Source organism: Starkeya sp. ORNL1, assembly GCF_012971745.1.
Classification (GTDB): domain Bacteria; phylum Pseudomonadota; class Alphaproteobacteria; order Rhizobiales; family Xanthobacteraceae; genus Ancylobacter.
The window spans coordinates 609,200-625,529 of record NZ_CP048834.1 but is presented as its reverse complement, the minus strand read 5'-3'; the positions used below and the strand labels follow the sequence as shown (position 1 = coordinate 625,529).

18 protein-coding genes and 1 tRNA gene are annotated in these 16,330 nt (G+C 66.4%); 7 read left to right on the top strand and 12 right to left on the bottom strand.

Annotated features, from left to right (window positions below):
- Position 1: 1 nt before the first annotated feature.
- Positions 2–610: a molybdenum cofactor guanylyltransferase MobA gene (gene mobA, locus G3545_RS03075; RefSeq protein WP_170009734.1), complete on the top strand. Its 609-nt coding sequence runs from the start codon at positions 2–4 to the stop codon at positions 608–610.
- Here the strand turns inward: mobA and mobB are convergent.
- Positions 595–1,134, bottom strand: coding sequence for a molybdopterin-guanine dinucleotide biosynthesis protein B (gene mobB / locus G3545_RS03070; protein ID WP_170009732.1), 540 nt, complete (start codon positions 1,132–1,134; stop codon positions 595–597). The genes mobA and mobB overlap by 16 nt on opposite strands.
- 115 nt (positions 1,135–1,249) lie before the next feature.
- Between mobB and G3545_RS03065 the strand changes: the two genes are divergently transcribed.
- Positions 1,250–1,486 carry a sulfurtransferase TusA family protein gene (locus G3545_RS03065; RefSeq protein ID WP_170009730.1) on the top strand — a complete coding sequence of 79 codons (237 nt, stop codon included), beginning with the start codon at positions 1,250–1,252 and terminating at the stop codon, positions 1,484–1,486.
- Here the strand turns inward: G3545_RS03065 and G3545_RS03060 are convergent.
- The gene (locus tag G3545_RS03060) at positions 1,473–1,727 is read right to left on the bottom strand and encodes a hypothetical protein (protein ID WP_170009728.1); all 255 of its coding nucleotides are present in this window, start codon (positions 1,725–1,727) and stop codon (positions 1,473–1,475) included. The two genes, G3545_RS03065 and G3545_RS03060, sit on opposite strands and share 14 nt — an antisense overlap.
- A 164-nt stretch (positions 1,728–1,891) precedes the next feature.
- Between G3545_RS03060 and G3545_RS03055 the strand changes: the two genes are divergently transcribed.
- On the top strand, positions 1,892–2,281 hold the full coding sequence (locus G3545_RS03055; protein WP_246702667.1) for a DUF930 domain-containing protein: 390 nt from the start codon (positions 1,892–1,894) through the stop codon (positions 2,279–2,281).
- Between the two features lie 350 nt (positions 2,282–2,631).
- Positions 2,632–3,444 carry a cyclase family protein gene (locus G3545_RS03050; RefSeq protein WP_170009726.1) on the top strand — a complete coding sequence of 271 codons (813 nt, stop codon included), beginning with the start codon at positions 2,632–2,634 and terminating at the stop codon, positions 3,442–3,444.
- A 219-nt stretch (positions 3,445–3,663) separates the two neighbouring features.
- Here G3545_RS03050 and G3545_RS03040 read toward each other — a convergent pair.
- Positions 3,664–3,739: transfer RNA gene (locus tag G3545_RS03040), tRNA-Lys, on the bottom strand.
- A 226-nt stretch (positions 3,740–3,965) separates the two neighbouring features.
- Between G3545_RS03040 and wrbA the strand changes: the two genes are divergently transcribed.
- A complete protein-coding gene (wrbA, locus tag G3545_RS03035) occupies positions 3,966–4,565 on the top strand; it encodes an NAD(P)H:quinone oxidoreductase (RefSeq protein ID WP_170009724.1) in 600 nt (199 codons plus the stop codon).
- Between the two features lie 75 nt (positions 4,566–4,640).
- Here the strand turns inward: wrbA and tgt are convergent, their stop codons facing one another.
- From tgt to G3545_RS03005, 6 genes are all read right to left on the bottom strand, one after another.
- Positions 4,641–5,774: a tRNA guanosine(34) transglycosylase Tgt gene (gene tgt / locus G3545_RS03030; RefSeq protein WP_170009722.1), complete on the bottom strand. Its 1,134-nt coding sequence runs from the start codon at positions 5,772–5,774 to the stop codon at positions 4,641–4,643.
- Between the two features lie 9 nt (positions 5,775–5,783).
- Positions 5,784–6,860 (bottom strand): tRNA preQ1(34) S-adenosylmethionine ribosyltransferase-isomerase QueA, encoded by a 1,077-nt coding sequence (gene queA, locus G3545_RS03025; protein ID WP_170009720.1) that lies wholly within the window; start codon positions 6,858–6,860, stop codon positions 5,784–5,786.
- 206 nt (positions 6,861–7,066) lie between these two features.
- On the bottom strand, positions 7,067–7,522 hold the full coding sequence (locus tag G3545_RS03020; RefSeq protein WP_170009718.1) for a peptidylprolyl isomerase: 456 nt from the start codon (positions 7,520–7,522) through the stop codon (positions 7,067–7,069).
- Positions 7,523–7,558: 36 nt separating this feature from the next.
- Complete coding sequence (locus G3545_RS03015) at positions 7,559–8,101, bottom strand: peptidylprolyl isomerase (RefSeq protein ID WP_170009716.1); 543 nt, start codon at positions 8,099–8,101, stop codon at positions 7,559–7,561.
- 81 nt (positions 8,102–8,182) lie between these two features.
- Complete coding sequence (coaD, locus tag G3545_RS03010; RefSeq protein WP_170009714.1) at positions 8,183–8,689, bottom strand: pantetheine-phosphate adenylyltransferase; 507 nt, start codon at positions 8,687–8,689, stop codon at positions 8,183–8,185.
- A 90-nt stretch (positions 8,690–8,779) separates the two neighbouring features.
- Positions 8,780–9,256, bottom strand: coding sequence for a hypothetical protein (locus tag G3545_RS03005; RefSeq protein ID WP_170009712.1), 477 nt, complete (start codon positions 9,254–9,256; stop codon positions 8,780–8,782).
- Between the two features lie 148 nt (positions 9,257–9,404).
- Here G3545_RS03005 and G3545_RS03000 point away from each other — a divergent pair, with 148 nt between their 5' ends.
- Complete coding sequence (locus G3545_RS03000) at positions 9,405–10,451, top strand: GntG family PLP-dependent aldolase (RefSeq protein ID WP_170009710.1); 1,047 nt, start codon at positions 9,405–9,407, stop codon at positions 10,449–10,451.
- A 120-nt stretch (positions 10,452–10,571) separates the two neighbouring features.
- Here G3545_RS03000 and pstB read toward each other — a convergent pair whose 3' ends face one another.
- Positions 10,572–11,414, bottom strand: coding sequence for a phosphate ABC transporter ATP-binding protein PstB (pstB, locus tag G3545_RS02995; protein ID WP_170009708.1), 843 nt, complete (start codon positions 11,412–11,414; stop codon positions 10,572–10,574).
- Positions 11,415–11,509: 95 nt separating this feature from the next.
- Complete coding sequence (gene gyrA / locus G3545_RS02990; protein WP_170009706.1) at positions 11,510–14,281, bottom strand: DNA gyrase subunit A; 2,772 nt, start codon at positions 14,279–14,281, stop codon at positions 11,510–11,512.
- Positions 14,282–14,636: 355 nt separating this feature from the next.
- Here gyrA and G3545_RS02985 point away from each other — a divergent pair, with 355 nt between their 5' ends.
- Positions 14,637–15,266, top strand: a complete 630-nt coding sequence (locus G3545_RS02985) for a MarC family protein (RefSeq protein WP_170009704.1) — start codon at positions 14,637–14,639, stop codon at positions 15,264–15,266.
- 128 nt (positions 15,267–15,394) lie between these two features.
- Here G3545_RS02985 and ssb read toward each other — a convergent pair whose 3' ends face one another.
- Positions 15,395–15,949 carry a single-stranded DNA-binding protein gene (ssb, locus tag G3545_RS02980; protein ID WP_170009702.1) on the bottom strand — a complete coding sequence of 185 codons (555 nt, stop codon included), beginning with the start codon at positions 15,947–15,949 and terminating at the stop codon, positions 15,395–15,397.
- Between the last annotated feature and the right edge of the window lie 381 nt (positions 15,950–16,330).

Here is a 16,330-nt window from a genome sequence, read left to right as displayed (position 1 = left end):
CATGGCAGGCATTGTCGGATTGATCCTCGCCGGCGGGCTGTCGCGACGCATGGGCGGCGGCGACAAGGCGCTGGCCGCTCTCGCTGGCCGCACCATTCTGCAACGGGTGACTGACCGGCTGGCGCCGCAAGTGGAAACCCTGCTGCTCAACGCCAATGGCGATGCCGCGCGCTTCGGCAGCACGCTCACCGTGGTGCCGGACGCGATGCCGGACAATCCCGGCCCACTCGCCGGCCTGCTCGCTGGTCTCGACCATGCCGCCGCGCATCGGCCGGGCGCCGAGTGGGTACTCGCCGCGCCGGGCGATTGCCCGTTCCTGCCGCCGGACCTTGCACCGCGCCTACTGGCCGGGCGCGGTCCCGCCCCGGCCGCCATTGCGGCGTCCGGCGAACGCAGCCATCCGGTGGTCGGGCTATGGCGGGTGTCGTCGCGCGGCCCGCTGCGGCATTTGCTGGAAAGCGGCGAACGCCGCGCCGGGCGCTTCGCCGATCTGATCGGGGCGGTCGGCGTGGAATGGCCGACGGAGCCCTATGACCCGTTCTTCAACGTCAACACGCCCGCGGACCTCACCGAGGCCGAGCGCACCCTCGCCCACTACCCGAACGCCTGATCCGCCTCGGTGAGCCAATCGACGTCGCCGGCCGGCGCGGCGTGGATCATCACGAAATCCGCCAGTGCCTCGGCATCATTGAGGTCGATCACCGGCAGCGGCGCATCTGCGATCGCGGCGTCGGATGCGATGCCCACGATGAAGGGATCGTCCGGGTGGAGGAACGGCTTGCCGACCTCGGCGCGCCAGATCTCGATCTTGGGATGCCGGTTGCGCTTGAAGCCCTCCACCAGCACGAGATCGACCGGAGCGAGGTGGGCCAGCAGTTCCGGCAGGTCGGCTTCGGGAGCGCCGCGCAATTCATGGATCAGCGCCCAGCGGTTCATCGAGGAGACCAGCACCTCGGTCGCGCCGGCCATGCGGTGGCGGTGCGAATCCTTGCCCGGCTTGTCGACGTCGAATTCGTGATGCGCGTGCTTGATGGTGGATACCCGAACACCGCGCCGTACCAAAGCGGGAATCAAATCATCGAGCAGGGTGGTCTTCCCCGCCCCGCTCCAGCCCGCGAAACCGATGATGCGCATGACGAGCCTGCGACGGTTGAATGACGATCCGTCCGGACATCTCCCGCAGCGGTAGCGCCTGTCAAGCTTGCGCCCGTTCTCCGGGGCGTCTAAGCGCTCGCTCCGGAGATCGCATATGTCCGAGCGAAACGTGCGCCTCGACCTCCGAGGCCTCAAATGCCCGCTGCCCGCCTTGCACACCAGGCGGGCGCTGGAGCGCGCGAGCGCGGGAACGCTGATCGAAGTGGAATGCACCGACCCGATGTCGGTGATCGACATTCCTGCCCTCGTGCTTCAGAGCGGACACATACTCGAAGCCGAGACGAAGTCCGCCTCGGCTTTCACCTTCCGGATCCGGGCTAGCGGACGATGATGAAGCGCATCAGCGCGCCATAACCTCCCTCGCCCTCGCCGACCGGCGTCTCGTCCCGGGCCTCGTCCGCGGCCGCCTCGACCAGATCGCGGGCAGAGACCTCGAAGCCGCGCGCGGCAAGGAAGTTCACCGCGTCTTCCGGCGAGGCGAACCCCGGCACCGCCTCCGTCAGCACGTGGCTGAGCCCGGTATTGCCGCTGGCGTCAGCCTTCAGGCGTTCCATCGCGTGGCTGCGATTCATCGCAAGGCTCCCTGCACTCACTCACCTTTGGTCAGGGATAACGGCCCAGCCGACGGCGCGTTCCGCTCGCGGATTTATTACCAAAGTCGTACGCGCGGCGTTTGCCCTCGCCGCCGCATTGATGGAAACAGAACGCCGTCTGTCACGGACTCGCGAGAATCGCCTTGAAACCGCACCTCCTCGCCCTAGCGCTCCTGGTCGTCGCCGCTTGCCCCGCAGAAGCTCGCAAGCCGGATGATGCGCAGATGCTCTCGCTCGACCCGACCTTCCGCGTCGAGCAACGCTGCAATGCCCGCGGCATGGGTGTCGTCGGGCGCGAGCACAAGCCACTGCACCCCGACGAACTCGTGGCCTACGCGTACCACGACACCGCTGTCAAAGGCGCCGTGGTCAAGGCACCGGGCGCCGCGATCCGCAGCGGCGACACCTGGTATCACCTGTCCTATGTCTGCGAGACCAGCGACGACGGGCTCGAGATCAAGTCGTTCCAGTACGCGCTCGGCGAGCCCATTCCGAAGACCGAATGGGGCCAGCATTATCTGGTGTCGCCTTAGGCTGGTAGGAGACTGTCTGATCTGCGGTCAGCATCTGCGGCGGTAATTTCTACGGCCAGCCCCGCAATTGCCGTGCTACCTTCCGGTTGAAGACTTTCGTGCTGCATTGCAGATCGGGGAGTCGTATGGCCGGACATCCAACAAACGATCATGCGGCACCCGGGCTCTCCCGCCGGGACCTGCTGCACCGCGCGGCGGCTCTTGCAACCGCTGCAAGCGCCGGCTCAGTCGCCCCGGCGGCTGGCGCTGCGGGCCCTGCGCCTCCGATAGTCACTGACGCGGACCTCGAACGGGCGCTCCCGGCACTGTCCAATTGGGGGCGATGGGGTCCGGACGACCAACTGGGTACATTGAACCTCATCACCGCCGAACGGCGGCTTGCCGCGGCAGCGCTGATCCGCGCCGGACGCGTGGTCCCGCTCGGCCGGGAAATCGCTCCGACCACCCCCGAATTGCGGAACTTCTCCTACAAGATGATCCGCTATGAGGATCCGCTTCCCGAAGAGGCCGGCTGCTACGACATCGTAGCCATGACGTGCCATGGGTTCGCCGTCACCCATGTGGACGCTCTGTGCCACATCTTCACGCCTGAAGGCCGGCGCGGCATGTACAACGGCTATCCGATCGACAACGTCACGCCGGACGGAACACGGAAGCTCGGCATAGAACATGTCGGCGCCAACGGCATCGTCGGCCGGGGAGTCCTGCTTGACGTCGCAGAAGTGCGCGGCGGCCCACTGCCGCCCGGATCGACCATCATGCCCGCGGATCTCGACGCCGCCGAAAAGCTGCATGACGTTCGCGTCCAGGAAGGCGACATCCTGTTTGTGCGCAACGGCGCAGGAGCGCGCAACACTTACAGGCTCGGTACCGGGCTTCACGCTGCCTGCCTGCCGTGGCTACGCGAGCGCGGCGTGGCGGTGCTCAGCAGCGATTCCGACAGCGACGTTCACCCGCCGCGTCCGGACTTCCCCCGCTGGACCGAACCTATGCACATGGTCGCGATACCGTTCATGGGCATGACGCTGCTTGATCATACCGAGCTTGACGGGCTTGCAGCCGCTTGCGCGCAGGAGAAGCGCTGGAGCTTCTTCCTGAGCGCCGCTCCCTGGCGGTTCAAGGGTGCCACGGGCGGTGAGGTGAATCCGCTGGCGATATTCTGAGGCGACAAGCGATCCGCCCTCACCGCTTGGCGCCTACAGGTACGCCATATAGGAATTCACCCAGACCAGGATCGACATCAGCAGTCCGACGACCCCGGCCGTCTCGTTGAACGCGGTCGCCGTGCCGGACATGCCAAATGACCCCTGCGTGACCCCAGAGACGCGAAGACGCGCTCCAAAAAAGAGCCACGTCTAAGGCGTTGATTTAGTGGGGTAAAGTGGTGAGCCCGTCGGGATTCGAACCCGAGACCCCATGATTAAAAGTCACGTGCTCTACCGGCTGAGCTACGGGCTCTCACGCGGTGGGGATTAAGCGGTTCACCGGCGGATGGCAAGCGCCCGAACCCATCCTCTGGCCGTCCATCCGAACCGCTCTACACTCCAAGCCATTCTGCGTTGCATTCATGCAAGATCGGTCTGCCGACCTTGCGCCTTTCGTTGCGCCGGCCGCCCGACTACCTTCTCGCTCGAAACCGGCGGACGGCAGCAGCCGACGCCAAGCGCTTCGAGGAGTTGGCAAAATGGCGAAGGTTCTCGTTCTCTATTATTCGGCCTATGGGCATATCGAGGCGATGGCGAACGCGGTCGCTGAAGGCGCGCGCGAGGCCGGTGCGCAAGTCGATGTGAAGCGTGTGCCGGAGATCGTGTCGCGCGAGGTCGCCGAGAAATCCGGCTTCAAGCTCGACCAGGCGGCTCCGGTCGCCACTGTCGATGACCTCAAGGACTATGACGCCATCATTTTCGGCTCTGGCACCCGCTTCGGCAATGTGACCTCGCAGCTGCGCAGCTTCATGGACCAGACCGGCGGCCTGTGGATGAGCGGCGCGCTGGTCGGCAAGGTCGGCTCGGTGTTCACCTCGTCCGCCACCCAGCATGGCGGCCAGGAATCGACCATCCTGACATTCATCCCGACCCTGCTGCACCAGGGCATGATCGTTGTCGGCCTGCCCTACGCTTTCCAGGGGCAGATGGGCCTCGACGAGATCAAGGGCGGCTCGCCCTATGGCGCCTCCACCATCACCGGCGGCGACGGCGCCCGCTTCCCCTCGGCCGTGGAGCTTGAAGGCGCCCGCTACCAGGGCCGCCACGTCGCGACCATCGCGACGAAGCTGAAGGGTTGAGGCAGTTTGGAGCGAGCATCCTTCGAGGCTCGCTTCGCTCGCAGCTCAGGATGACGTGGTCCTGATGGAACTAGACTACCGCGCGGGGATGTCCCCGCGCGCCCAGCCTTCCTGCACCTCTGCCTTGAAGCTCTCGAACCGGCCTTCGTCGATCGCGGCGCGGATGCCGGCCATCAGGCTCTGGTAATAGGCAAGGTTCACCCAGGTCAGCAGCATAGAGCCCAGCATCTCGTCGCAGCGGACAAGATGGTGCAGATAGGCGCGGCTATAGTCGCGCGCCGCCGGGCAATCGCTGGCCTCATCCAGCGGGCGCGGATCGTCGGCGTGGCGCGCATTCTTCAGGTTGATGCGGCCGAAGCGGGTGAAGGCGAGCGCATGCCGCCCGGCGCGGGTCGGCATCACGCAATCGAACATGTCGACGCCGCGCGCCACCGATTCAACGATGTCGTCCGGCGTGCCCACACCCATCAGATAGCGCGGGCGCTCGGTGGGCAGGATCGGCGCTACCGTCTCGATCATGCGCAGCATCACCTCCTGCGGCTCGCCGACGGCGAGGCCGCCGATCGAGTAGCCCTGGAAGCCGATGTCGACGAGGCCACGCGCCGACTCCACGCGCAGTTCGGGATCATCGCCGCCCTGCACGATGCCGAACAGCGCCCTTCCCGCCGGCTGCGCCTCGAAGGCTCGCCTGGAGCGCTCCGCCCAGCGCAATGAGAGCCTGAGCGCGCGGGCAATCTCCTCCGGCGTCGCCGGCAGCCGCACGCATTCGTCGAGCTGCATCTGGATGTCCGCGCCCAGCAGGCCCTGGATCTCGACCGAGCGCTCCGGCGTCAGCTCGTAATAGGCACCGTCAATGTGCGAGCGGAAGGTCACGCCCTGCTCAGTAAGCTTGCGCAGCGCCGCCAGCGACATCACCTGGAAGCCGCCGGAATCGGTGAGGATCGGGTGCGGCCAGCGCGCGAATTCATGGAGCCCGCCGAGCGCCACCACCCGCTCGGCGCCCGGACGCAGCATCAGGTGATAGGTGTTGCCGAGGATGATGTCGGCGCCAAGCGCACGCACCTGCTCGGGATACATGCCCTTCACCGTGCCGGCGGTGCCGACCGGCATGAAGGCGGGGGTGCGGATGGTGCCGCGCGGCGTCGAGATCTCGCCGAGGCGAGCAGCGCCGTCGGTTGCCTTCAGGCTGAAATGGAAGATGTCGCTCATGGCCGGGGCTTATGGCAGCAGAAGGCAGGCATCGCCATAGGAATAGAAGCGGTAATCGCTCGCGATGGCATGGGCATAGGCGAGCTTCTGCACATCATGGCCGATGAAGGCGGCGACCAGCATCACCAGGGTCGAGCGCGGCAGATGGAAGTTGGTCAGCATGCCGCCAATGAAGCGGAAGCGGTAGCCGGGCGTGATGAAGATGTCGGTCTCGCCGCGCCACGCCGTGAGCTGCCCATCATCGGATGCCGCGCTCTCCAGCAGCCGCGTCGCCGTGGTACCGACGGTGACGATGCGCCCGCCGGCCGCCTTCACCGTGTTCAGCGCGGTGGCGGCCTCGGCGGAGACCTCGCCCCATTCGGCGTGCATGCGGTGGCCAGAGGTGTCGTCGGACTTCACCGGCAGGAAAGTGCCGGCACCGACGTGCAGCGTCACACGGTGGGTGGCGATGCCGCGCGCCTCCAGCCGCGTCACCAGCTCGGGCGTGAAATGCAGGCCGGCGGTCGGCGCCGCGACCGAGCCTTCCTCATGGGCGAACATGGTCTGGTAATCGGCGCGATCCTGCGCATCGTCCGGTCGCCTGGCCGCGATATAAGGCGGCAGCGGGATGTGCCCGACCGTGGCGACCGCCTCATCGAGCGCGGCGCCGGTAAAATCGAAACGCAGGCGAATCTCGCCGCCTTCGCCCTTTTCGTCCACGGTGGCGTCGAGGGTGCCGAGCAGGCAGGCGTCCCCTTCCCCGCCGAAGCGGATGCGGTCGCCGATTGCCAGTCGCTTGGCCGGCCGGGCCAATGCCAGCCAGGTATCGGCGGAGATGCGCTTGTGCAGCATCGCCTCGACCCTCACCCCCTCGCCGATCTCGCGGCGGCGCACGCCGTTCAGCCGCGCCGGCACTACGCGGGTGTCGTTGACGACGAGAGCGTCGCCGGGGTTCAGGAGGTCGGGAAGGTCGTGGACCTGGGCGTCGGTGAGTTCCGGCTGGGCACCGGGCCGCACCACCAGCAGGCGCGCGGCATCGCGCGGCGAGACCGGCCTGAGCGCGATCCGCTCCGGCGGCAGCTCGAAATCAAACAGGTCGACGCGCATCTAGATTTCCAGTAAGCCCTCATCCCCAGGCTTGACCCGGGGATCCAGAACCGCCGGCGCGGCGCCTGGCCTCCTGGATGGCCGGGTCGAGCCCGGCCATGAGGGAATTTGGGAAGGATGGACTTCCCCTCCCCACCAATTTCGTTCGCGATCCCGGATACGGCCTGGCGGCCGTTCCGGGATGACGACTTAAATTATGATTCCGATCACGCCGCCATCTTGGCGGAGACGATCTTGTCGGGGTTCTGCACCGGCTCGCCGCGCTTGATCTTGTCGACATTCTCCATGCCTTCGATCACCTCGCCCCAAACGGTGTACTGGCCGTCGAGGAAGGAGGCGTCGCCGAAGCAGATGAAGAACTGGCTGTCGCCGGAGTTCGGATCCTGCGCACGGGCCATGGAGACGGTGCCGCGCTGGTGGCGGCCCTTGTTGAACTCGGCCTTGAGCTTCACGCCCGAGCCGCCGCGGCCGGTGCCGGTGGGATCGCCGGTCTGTGCCATGAAGCCCTCGATCACGCGATGGAACACCACCCCGTCATAGAAGCCGTCATTGACCAGCGTGGTGATACGGGCGACGTGGCCGGGAGCGAGGTCCGGGCGCATCTTGATCTTCACCGGGCCCTGCGTGGTCTCCAGCACCAGCGTGTTCTCTGCATCGCTCATCTTGTTCTCCTTTGATTTAGGTCGGTCGCCGCGGCGTTACTTCACGTCCGCCTGGACCTTCATCGACACGATCTTGTCGGGGTTAACCACCGGCTCGCCACGCTTGATCTTGTCGACATTCTCCATGCCCGAGATCACCTCGCCGATGACGGTGTACTGGCCGTTCAGGAACGAGGCGTCGCCGAAGCAGATGAAGAACTGCGAATTGGCGCTGTCCGGGGAGGACGCGCGCGCCATGCCCAGAGTGCCGCGCTTGAACGGCACCTTGGAGAATTCGGCCGGCAGGTCCGGATGCTTGGAGCCGCCGGTGCCGTTGCCGAATTCGCCGTCACCGGTCTGGGCCATGAAGCCCTCGATCACGCGGTGGAACGGCACATTGTCATAGAAGCCCTCGCGGGTGAGCTGCTTGATGCGCTCGGCATGCTTCGGCGCGATGTCCGGGCGCAGCGCGATGACGACCGGGCCCTTGGTCGTCTGCATAATGATGGTGTTCTGCGGATCCGGCTTCTTGGTCTGTGCGGCCGCCGGCAGAGCGAGGGCGAGCAGCAGGGTCGCGGCGGTCATCAGGCGTCGGAACATGGAAAACTCCGTTGAGCGGATCGCGGGCGCCTCGCCCGCAGCGGATCAGATAGTGCGCGGCGATCAGGCATCACCCGGCAATCAAGTTCCGCGGCCGAAACGTTCGCGCAGCCGCACGAGAACCGCGGGCGGCACGAATGCGGAAACGTCTCCTCCCATCGCCGCGATCTGCCGCACAAGGGTTGCAGTGATGGGACGGGCAATGGGGGAAGCCGGCAGGAACACGGTCTGCACGTCCGGAGCCAGCACGGCATTCATGCCGGCCATCTGCATCTCGTAGTCAAGGTCGGTGCCGTCGCGCAGCCCGCGGATCAGCAGCCTGGCGCCTTCGCGCCGGGCGGCGTCGACCACCAGATCGTCGAAGGTCACGCAGTCGAGCGCGGCGCCGGCCTCGGCGGCGACGGGGGTGAACACCTCGCGCAGCATGTCGAGCCGCTCGGGCGCGTTGAAGATCGGCGCCTTGCCGGGATGCACCCCGACCCCGACCACCAGCCGGTCGGCGAGGCGCGCGGCCGCGCGCGCGACCTCCACATGGCCGTTGGTGGGTGGATCGAACGAGCCGGGATAGAAGGCGATGCGTGCGCTCATGCCTGCGGGCGTGCCTCGGGCTGCTGCTTTGTGTGCGCGCAAGGGTTAGCTGCGGAATGGCTTGTGCGCAAGCTTGCCCGCTTCTGCGCTCTAATTCGGCGGCGCCGCGAGGAAGCGGATCACCTCCGCAATGGTCTCCTGGTGCACGCCAGCGCGGCGCCCCTCTTCGCCGTCACGGCAGACCATGCCGTCGCCGGGCTTGTCGGTCTCCAGCAGCGCGACAGCGCCCGGCTTGCAGAGCGGCAGGAAGCTGAAATGCGCGGCGCGGGAAGCGGTGACGAAGCGCGTCGTCGATTTCGGCAAATGCGCGGCGAGGTAGCCGGATTCCATTGCTGCCGGGATATTCTCGCCCGAATTGCCGGCGGCGATCACCAGCACCGGAACGGTGAAATGGGCAAGGCTGTCGGGATCGAAGCCGCGGGCCAAGCCGAGATCGAGCGCGATCACGGCACCGAGCGGCCGGACCGGATCATTTATGCGCAGGCGGCGGAAGCCGACGGCGTCGGTCGCGCCTGCCGATGTCGCGAACATGCCGGCCAGCAGCACCAGACAGAGGAGTAACCGCATTTCGCCGCTCCATGGACATGCCCATGCGTTAGCCACGACCGCGATTCCTCGCAATATCGCTGCTCGCCATGACAATCGGCGGACGGCGATTGGCGCGCCGGCTCCGTACCGCTAGAACGGCGCCGTCCCACAAGCCGAGGAAGCGCCCGTGGCCGACCGTCTGATCGATCTGCGTTCCGACACCCTCACCCGCCCGACCGACGCCATGCGCCAGGCCATGGCCAACGCTCCGGTCGGCGACGACCAATATGGCGAGGACGTCTCGGTCAATGCGCTGGAGGCCCGCATCGCCGAGTTGCTCGGCAAAGAGGCCGCGGTGTTCGTGCCGAGCGGCACCATGGCCAACCAGATCGCCGTGAAGGTGCTGACCCGGCCGGGCGAGGAGGTCATCACCGGTGGTGAGGCCCACCTGCTCTGGCACGAGGCGGGCGGCGCCTCGGCCAATGCCGGCGTGCAGATCATCGCGCTCGGCACCAGTGGCATCTTTACCGCGGACGAACTGCGCGGCGCCTTCAAGCCGCGCGGCCACATGGTGTTTCCGGCGACCACGCTGGTGGTGATCGAGAACACTCATAATCGCGGCGGCGGCGTGGTGTTCCCACAAACACTGGTCGAAGACGTGTGCGTCACGGCCGGCGAGCTCGGCATGACCACCTATCTCGACGGCGCCCGGCTGTTCAATGCGGCGGTAGCGACCGGCAAGACCCCGCGCGAGCTGGCGGCGCCGTTTCGCATGGCCAGCATCGCGCTTTCCAAGGGGCTGGGTTGTCCGGTCGGCAGTGTCATCGCCGGCAACAGCGAGGACATGGTGGCTGCGCGCCGGCAGCGGCGGCTGTTCGGCGGCGCCATGCGCCAGGCCGGCATCCTGGCCGGCGCCGGACTCTATGCACTCGACCACCACATGGAGCGCCTGGCCGAGGACCACGCCAATGCGCGGCTGATCGGCGAGCACATTAGCGGCGCCCGCAACGCCGATTTCGACCTCGCGACCGTCCAGAGCAACATCGTGGTGTTCCGTACCCGCCCAGAGGCGCCGCCCGATGCCGAGGTGATCGCCCGCGCCAGGCAGCAGGGCGTGCTGCTGCTCGCCTTCGGCCCGCGCATGCTGCGCATGGTGACGCATCTCGACGTCAGCCGCGCCGATTGCGAAAAGGCCGGCGCCGTGGTGGCCGGTATTCTTGACGGGCGCGCCTGACCGCCTCTAGAGCCCTTTCCATTCGGTTGGAAACATCCGAACGACAGATGAGTGCTCTAGATTCAATACGCTGGAGCAACTCCTCTTCGATCGGATGATTCCATCTGATGGGGAGATGCTCTACCCCATCCGGCCGGTGACGTAGCGATCGGTACGGGCGTCGCGCGGATTGGCGAAGATCCGCCCGGTGGGGCCGAACTCCACCAGTTCGCCCAGATACAGGAAGGCGGTGTAGTCGGAAATCCGCGCCGCCTGCTGCATGTTGTGGGTGACGATCACCACCGTGCTGTCGCTCTTCAGCTCCTCGACGGTCTCCTCCACCCGCGCCGTGGAGATCGGATCGAGCGCCGAACACGGTTCGTCGAGCAGGATCACCTCCGGCCTGACCGCTATGGTCCGGGCGATGCACAGGCGCTGCTGCTGGCCGCCGGAGAGGCTGAGCGCGCTCCGGCGCAGAATGTTGCGCACCTCATCCCAGAGCACGGCACGGCGCAGCGCCATCTCGACGCGTTCATCCAGCTCCGAGTGGTCGAGTTCCTCATTCAGGCGCATGCCGAACGCCACATTGTCGTAGATCGACATCGGGAACGGGGTGGGCCGCTGCATCACCATGCCGATGCGCCGGCGTAGCGTGAGCACGTCGACCGACGGATCGAGAATGTTCTCGCCGCCCATCCAGACCTCGCCCTCGACCTGCTGGTCCGGATAGAGGTCGTGCATGCGGTTGAGCGCGCGCAAAAGCGTGGATTTCCCGCAGCCGGACGGGCCGATGAAGGCGGTGACCTTGTTGGCGGCGATGGGTACGCTGACGCCCTTCAGCGCCGTGAATTGCCCATAGCGAAAGGTGAGGTGCGACACGGCCAGCTTGATCGCGGCCGCCTCGTCGTCCAGCAAAGGCAGGCGCGCGCCGGCGTGACCCCACAAAGGCACCTTTGGCACGGTGGTATTGAGCACGGTCGGCATCGGACAACGTCCCCGTTACGGACGGCCAAACCGATTGGCCGCCTCCGGGTTCCGTCGCGCTACAAATTAAAGTTGCAGCATGTGGGCCGCGCCGCTTACTCCGGCGCGGCCTCGTCCGCCGCTTCGCCAGCCTCGGAGTCTTCTTCCTCGGTAACGCGTTCGACCGAGACCACCTTCTCGTCGTCGGCGGTATCGAAGACGATGACACCCTGGCTGCCGCGCCCGACAATGCGGATGCCGTTCACCGGGCAGCGTATGAGCTGGCCGCCGTCGGTCACCAGCATGATCTGGTCGCTCTCCTCCACCGGGAAGGACGCCACCAGCGGCCCGTTGCGGTCATTCACCGCCATGGCGACGATGCCTTTGCCGCCACGACGGGTGATGCGGTACTCGAAGGACGAAGACCGCTTGCCGTAGCCATTCTCCGAGAGGGTGAGGATGAACTGCTCGGCCGCGCCCATCTCGACATAGCGCGCCTGGTCGATCGACGCCGACAAGCCGCCGCCCTCGGCCCCGCCCTCTTCTTCCGTATCCGTCTCGATGACCTCTTCGACACCGTTCTCCGCGCCGCTCTGGCTGCGGCGCACGGCATTGGCCATCTTGATGTAGCCGGCGCGCTCCTCGGAGTTGGCCTCGACATGGCGGATGATCGACATCGCGATCACCCGGTCGTCGCCTTCCAGCGCGATGCCGCGCACGCCCATGGAATCGCGTCCCTTGAACACGCGCACTTCGGTGGTCGGGAAGCGGATGCACTGGCCATGGGCCGTGGTCAGCAAGACATCGTCGGCGGTGCTGCAGAGCTGGACGTCGGCGATTGCCTCGCCCTCCTCCAGCTTCATCGCGATCTTGCCGTTGCGGTTCACATTGGTGAAGTCGGACAGCTCGTTGCGCCGCACCGTGCCGCCGGTGGTGGCGAACATGATCTGCAGCCCGCTCCACACCTCCTCGTCCGGCAGCGCCATGATCGAGGTGATGCGCTCGTCTGCATCGAGCGGCAGGATGTTGACCAGCGCCTTGCCGCGCGCCTGCGGCGCGGCGATGGGCAGGCGCCACACCTTCAGCTTGTAGACCTGCCCCTTGGACGAGAAGAACAGCACCGGGGCGTGCGTCGAGGCGACGAACAGCCGGGTAACGAAATCCTCGTCGCGGGTCTGCATCGCCGCACGGCCCTTGCCGCCGCGGCGCTGCGCCCGATAGGTCGAGAGCGGCACGCGCTTCACATAGCCGGCGTGCGAGACGGTGACGACCATATCCTCGCGAGCGATGAGGTCTTCGTCCTCGAAATCGCCTTCGGCCTCGACGATCTCGGTACGGCGCGGGGTATTGAAATCGGTCTTCACCGCAAGCAGTTCGTCCTTGACGATGCTGCGGATGCGCGCCCGGCTGGCCAGGATCTCCAGATATTCGCGGATCTCCACCGCGATCTTGTCGAGTTCGTCGGCGATCTCGTCGCGCCCGAGCGCGGTGAGGCGCTGCAGGCGCAGATCGAGGATCGCCCGCGCCTGTTCCGCGGAAAGCCGATAGGTGCCGTCCTCGGCGATGCGGTGGCGCGGATCGTCGATCAGCACGATCAGCGGCGCGACGTCATGGGCCGGCCAATGCCGCGCCATCAGCAAATCGCGCGCGGTCGCCGGGTCCGGCGAGGTGCGGATGGTGCGGATCACCTCATCGATGTTCGCCACTGCGATGGCGAGGCCGACCAGCACGTGGGCCCGGTCGCGCGCCTTGCGCAGCAGGAATTTCGTCCGCCGGCTAATCACCTCCTCGCGGAAGGCGACGAAGGCGGTCAGCAGGTCGTGCAGCGTCATCAGCGCCGGCTTGCCGCCGTTCAGCGCCACCATATTGGCGCCGAACGAGGTCTGCAGCGCCGTCATGCGGTAGAGATTGTTCAGCACGACGTCAGCCTGCGCGTCGCGCTTGATCTCGATGACGACGCGCATCCCCTCGCGCGAGCTCTCGTCGCGAATCTCGGCGATGCCTTCGAGGCGCTTTTCGCGCACCAGCTCGGCCATGCGCTCGATCATCGTCGCCTTGTTCACCTGATAGGGAATCTCGGTGATGATGATGGCTTCGCGCTCGCGCCGCGTCGTCTCGATGGTAGCGCGCGCGCGCATGACGACCGAGCCGCGGCCGGTGAGGTATGCTTGGCGGATGCCGCTGCGGCCGAGGATCAGGGCGCCGGTCGGGAAATCCGGGCCGGGGATGAGGTCGAGCAGCCGCTCGATCTCCATGTCCGGCTCGTCGATCAGGGCAATGCAGGCATCGACCACCTCGCCGAGATTGTGCGGCGGGATATTGGTGGCCATGCCCACCGCGATGCCGCCGGCGCCATTGACCAGCAGGTTCGGGAAGCGGGCGGGGAGCACGGTCGGCTCCTGCTCGCGCCCGTCATAATTGTCCTGGAAGTCGACCGTGTCCTTGTCGAGGTCGTCGAGCAGCGCCATGGCCGGACGCGCCAGCCGCACCTCGGTGTAGCGTTCGGCCGCCGGCGGATCGCCATCCACCGAGCCGAAATTGCCCTGGCCGTCGATCAGCGGCAGGCGCATGGAGAATTCCTGCGCGAGACGCACCAGCGCGTCATAGATCGCCTGGTTGCCGTGCGGATGGTACTTACCCATCGTGTCGCCGGTGACGCGGGCGGATTTGTTGTAGGCGCGGTCAGGCGTGTAGTTGTTCTCGCGCATCGAGAACAGGATGCGCCGGTGCACCGGCTTGAGACCGTCGCGCACGTCGGGCAGCGCGCGCGAGACGATCACGCTCATGGCGTAATCGAGATAGCTGCGCGACAGCTCGTCGGTGATCGAGACAGGCCGGATGTCCGAGGGACCACCTTCCCCTGGATTGCTGGCGTCGGATTCGGACACGGAGGGTACTTTCCAAAGCTACGAAACGTCGGCTCTCTCTAGCCGATTCCGCCACGGCACGCCAGCGCAGGGGTCGTTTCGAGGGTTCAAGAAGTCCTGTTAAATCAATATGTTATGAGAATGTTTTGACGGCTTCGTCGGAACGTGGCGGAAGCGTGGCGAAACGGCCTTATATTACCATCCAAAAAGCGTGTTCCCGCGACGTGGCCGACCCGGTGGTTGCAGACATCGCACCGATGCTTTCCGCCCGATCCGCAATTGATATCAGCGGTATATTTCTCCCGCGCATAACGCTTACCATCAGGTGCTCGATCCAGGACCGTTGGGAAGCGGCGGACCATCCGAAGGCGCGACCATGCTCGACTATTTCGTCTCGGCGGCGGTGACCATGCTGGTCGTGCTCGACCCGCCCGGCCTCGCGCCGATCTTCCTGGCCGTTACGAGCGGCCTGTCCACGGAAGAGCGCCGCCGCGTCGCGTGGCGTTCCTCGATCATCGCACTCGGCATATTGGCGATGTTCGGCGCCATCGGCGCGCCGCTCCTGGCGGCGCTCGGCATCACCCTCCCCGCCTTCCGCATCGCCGGTGGCCTGCTGCTGTTCGCCATCTCCTTCGAGATGGTGTTTGGCCGGCGCACCGAGCGCAAGAGCGAGAACGCCGAGGCGATGATGCGCGAGCACCATCTCCACCACCTCTCGGTGTTCCCGCTCGCCATTCCGCTGATGGCGGGGCCTGGCGCCATCACCGCGATGATGCTGCTGGCCGGCGAGGCCAAGGGCGATCCGACGCGGCTCGCCGGGCTGTTCGTCATCACCGCCTTGGTGGTGGCCGCGTGCCTTGCCGTCTATCTCGCTGCCGAGCGCATGAACCGCCTGCTCGGCGTTACCGGCAACGCCATCCTCACTCGCCTGCTCGGCGTGGTGCTGACCGCGCTGGCGGTGCAGTTCGTCATGGACGGGATACGCGCGGCGTTTCTGACCGGATAACGACGCACCCGATGACCGTCTTCTGCTTCAACATCCTTCGAGGCTCGGGCTGCGCCCGAGCACCTCAGGATGACGTGGCTTGTCCTGAGGCCGGCCTCGGGAGGGCGTCGCCCTTTGGAACAAACCGCTCAGAACGGGATCTCGTCATCCAGGTCGCCGCCGCTGCTTCCACCGCCGAAGCGTGAGCCGCCACCACCGCTGACGGCCGCCGCGGGCTTGCGTTCGCCGCCGGAGGAGCGCCCTCCCCCTGAGGAGCCGCCGCCGAAGCCGCTGCCCGACGAGCCGAAATCGCCGCCGCTGGAATAGTCGTCACCGGACTCCGAACTGCCGCCCTTGCTGTCGAGGATGGTCAGTTCGCCGCGGAACTGGCGCAGCACGACTTCGGTGAAATAGCGCTCGCCGCCGGACTGGTCGGTCGCCTTGCGGGTCTCAAGCTGGCCCTCGATATAGACCTTGGTGCCCTTGCGCAGATACTGCTCGGCGATGCGCAGCAGGTTCTCGTTGAAGATCACCACGCTGTGCCATTCGGTGCGCTCGCGCCGCTCGCCCGACGCCTTGTCCTTCCAGGTCTCGGACGTGGCGATGCGCAGATTGCACACCCGCCCACCATTCTGGAAGGTCCGCACTTCCGGATCGCGGCCGAGATTACCGACCAGTATCACCTTGTTGACGCTGCCCGCCATCTCGTCCTCCAAACCGTCGGCGCCATGCGCCACAAGAGCCGCCATCCTAGACGACCACGACCGGCGCGAGACCCGCCGCAGCGTCCTTTTCCACACCCAACTTCGCCGGCCGCACCACGGGCAACGAGAGCCCGCGCGCGCGACGGAAAACGGCGATCAAGATCGTTCTTGTTCTGTTCCTAGCATCGTGCTTAATGGGGCGCAAGCCGGTCTTCCGGCGTCCGGGATGAGATTCGCCGGCCGGGCGGTGATGACGCGGCGCAGCAGGATGACTATCTTGTGGGCTCGACGGCGATGAGCGAGTTCGACGGAACGTGAAGCGGGCGGCGCAGCTTCCGCTACGACGTCTCGAAGTTCATTGCCATGCCCTGAACGGGTCCG

Coding starts and splice junctions, on each gene's coding strand:
- mobA (WP_170009734.1), top strand. CDS start 2: ATGGCAGGCATTGTCGGATTGATCCTCGCCGGCGGGCTGTCGCGACGC.
- mobB (WP_170009732.1), bottom strand. CDS start 1,134: ATGCGCATCATCGGTTTCGCGGGCTGGAGCGGGGCGGGGAAGACCACC.
- G3545_RS03065 (WP_170009730.1), top strand. CDS start 1,250: ATGTCCGAGCGAAACGTGCGCCTCGACCTCCGAGGCCTCAAATGCCCG.
- G3545_RS03060 (WP_170009728.1), bottom strand. CDS start 1,727: ATGAATCGCAGCCACGCGATGGAACGCCTGAAGGCTGACGCCAGCGGC.
- wrbA (WP_170009724.1), top strand. CDS start 3,966: ATGGCGAAGGTTCTCGTTCTCTATTATTCGGCCTATGGGCATATCGAG.
- tgt (WP_170009722.1), bottom strand. CDS start 5,774: ATGAGCGACATCTTCCATTTCAGCCTGAAGGCAACCGACGGCGCTGCT.
- queA (WP_170009720.1), bottom strand. CDS start 6,860: ATGCGCGTCGACCTGTTTGATTTCGAGCTGCCGCCGGAGCGGATCGCG.
- G3545_RS03020 (WP_170009718.1), bottom strand. CDS start 7,522: ATGAGCGATGCAGAGAACACGCTGGTGCTGGAGACCACGCAGGGCCCG.
- G3545_RS03015 (WP_170009716.1), bottom strand. CDS start 8,101: ATGTTCCGACGCCTGATGACCGCCGCGACCCTGCTGCTCGCCCTCGCT.
- coaD (WP_170009714.1), bottom strand. CDS start 8,689: ATGAGCGCACGCATCGCCTTCTATCCCGGCTCGTTCGATCCACCCACC.
- G3545_RS03005 (WP_170009712.1), bottom strand. CDS start 9,256: ATGCGGTTACTCCTCTGTCTGGTGCTGCTGGCCGGCATGTTCGCGACA.
- pstB (WP_170009708.1), bottom strand. CDS start 11,414: ATGCCGACCGTGCTCAATACCACCGTGCCAAAGGTGCCTTTGTGGGGT.
- G3545_RS02985 (WP_170009704.1), top strand. CDS start 14,637: ATGCTCGACTATTTCGTCTCGGCGGCGGTGACCATGCTGGTCGTGCTC.
- ssb (WP_170009702.1), bottom strand. CDS start 15,949: ATGGCGGGCAGCGTCAACAAGGTGATACTGGTCGGTAATCTCGGCCGC.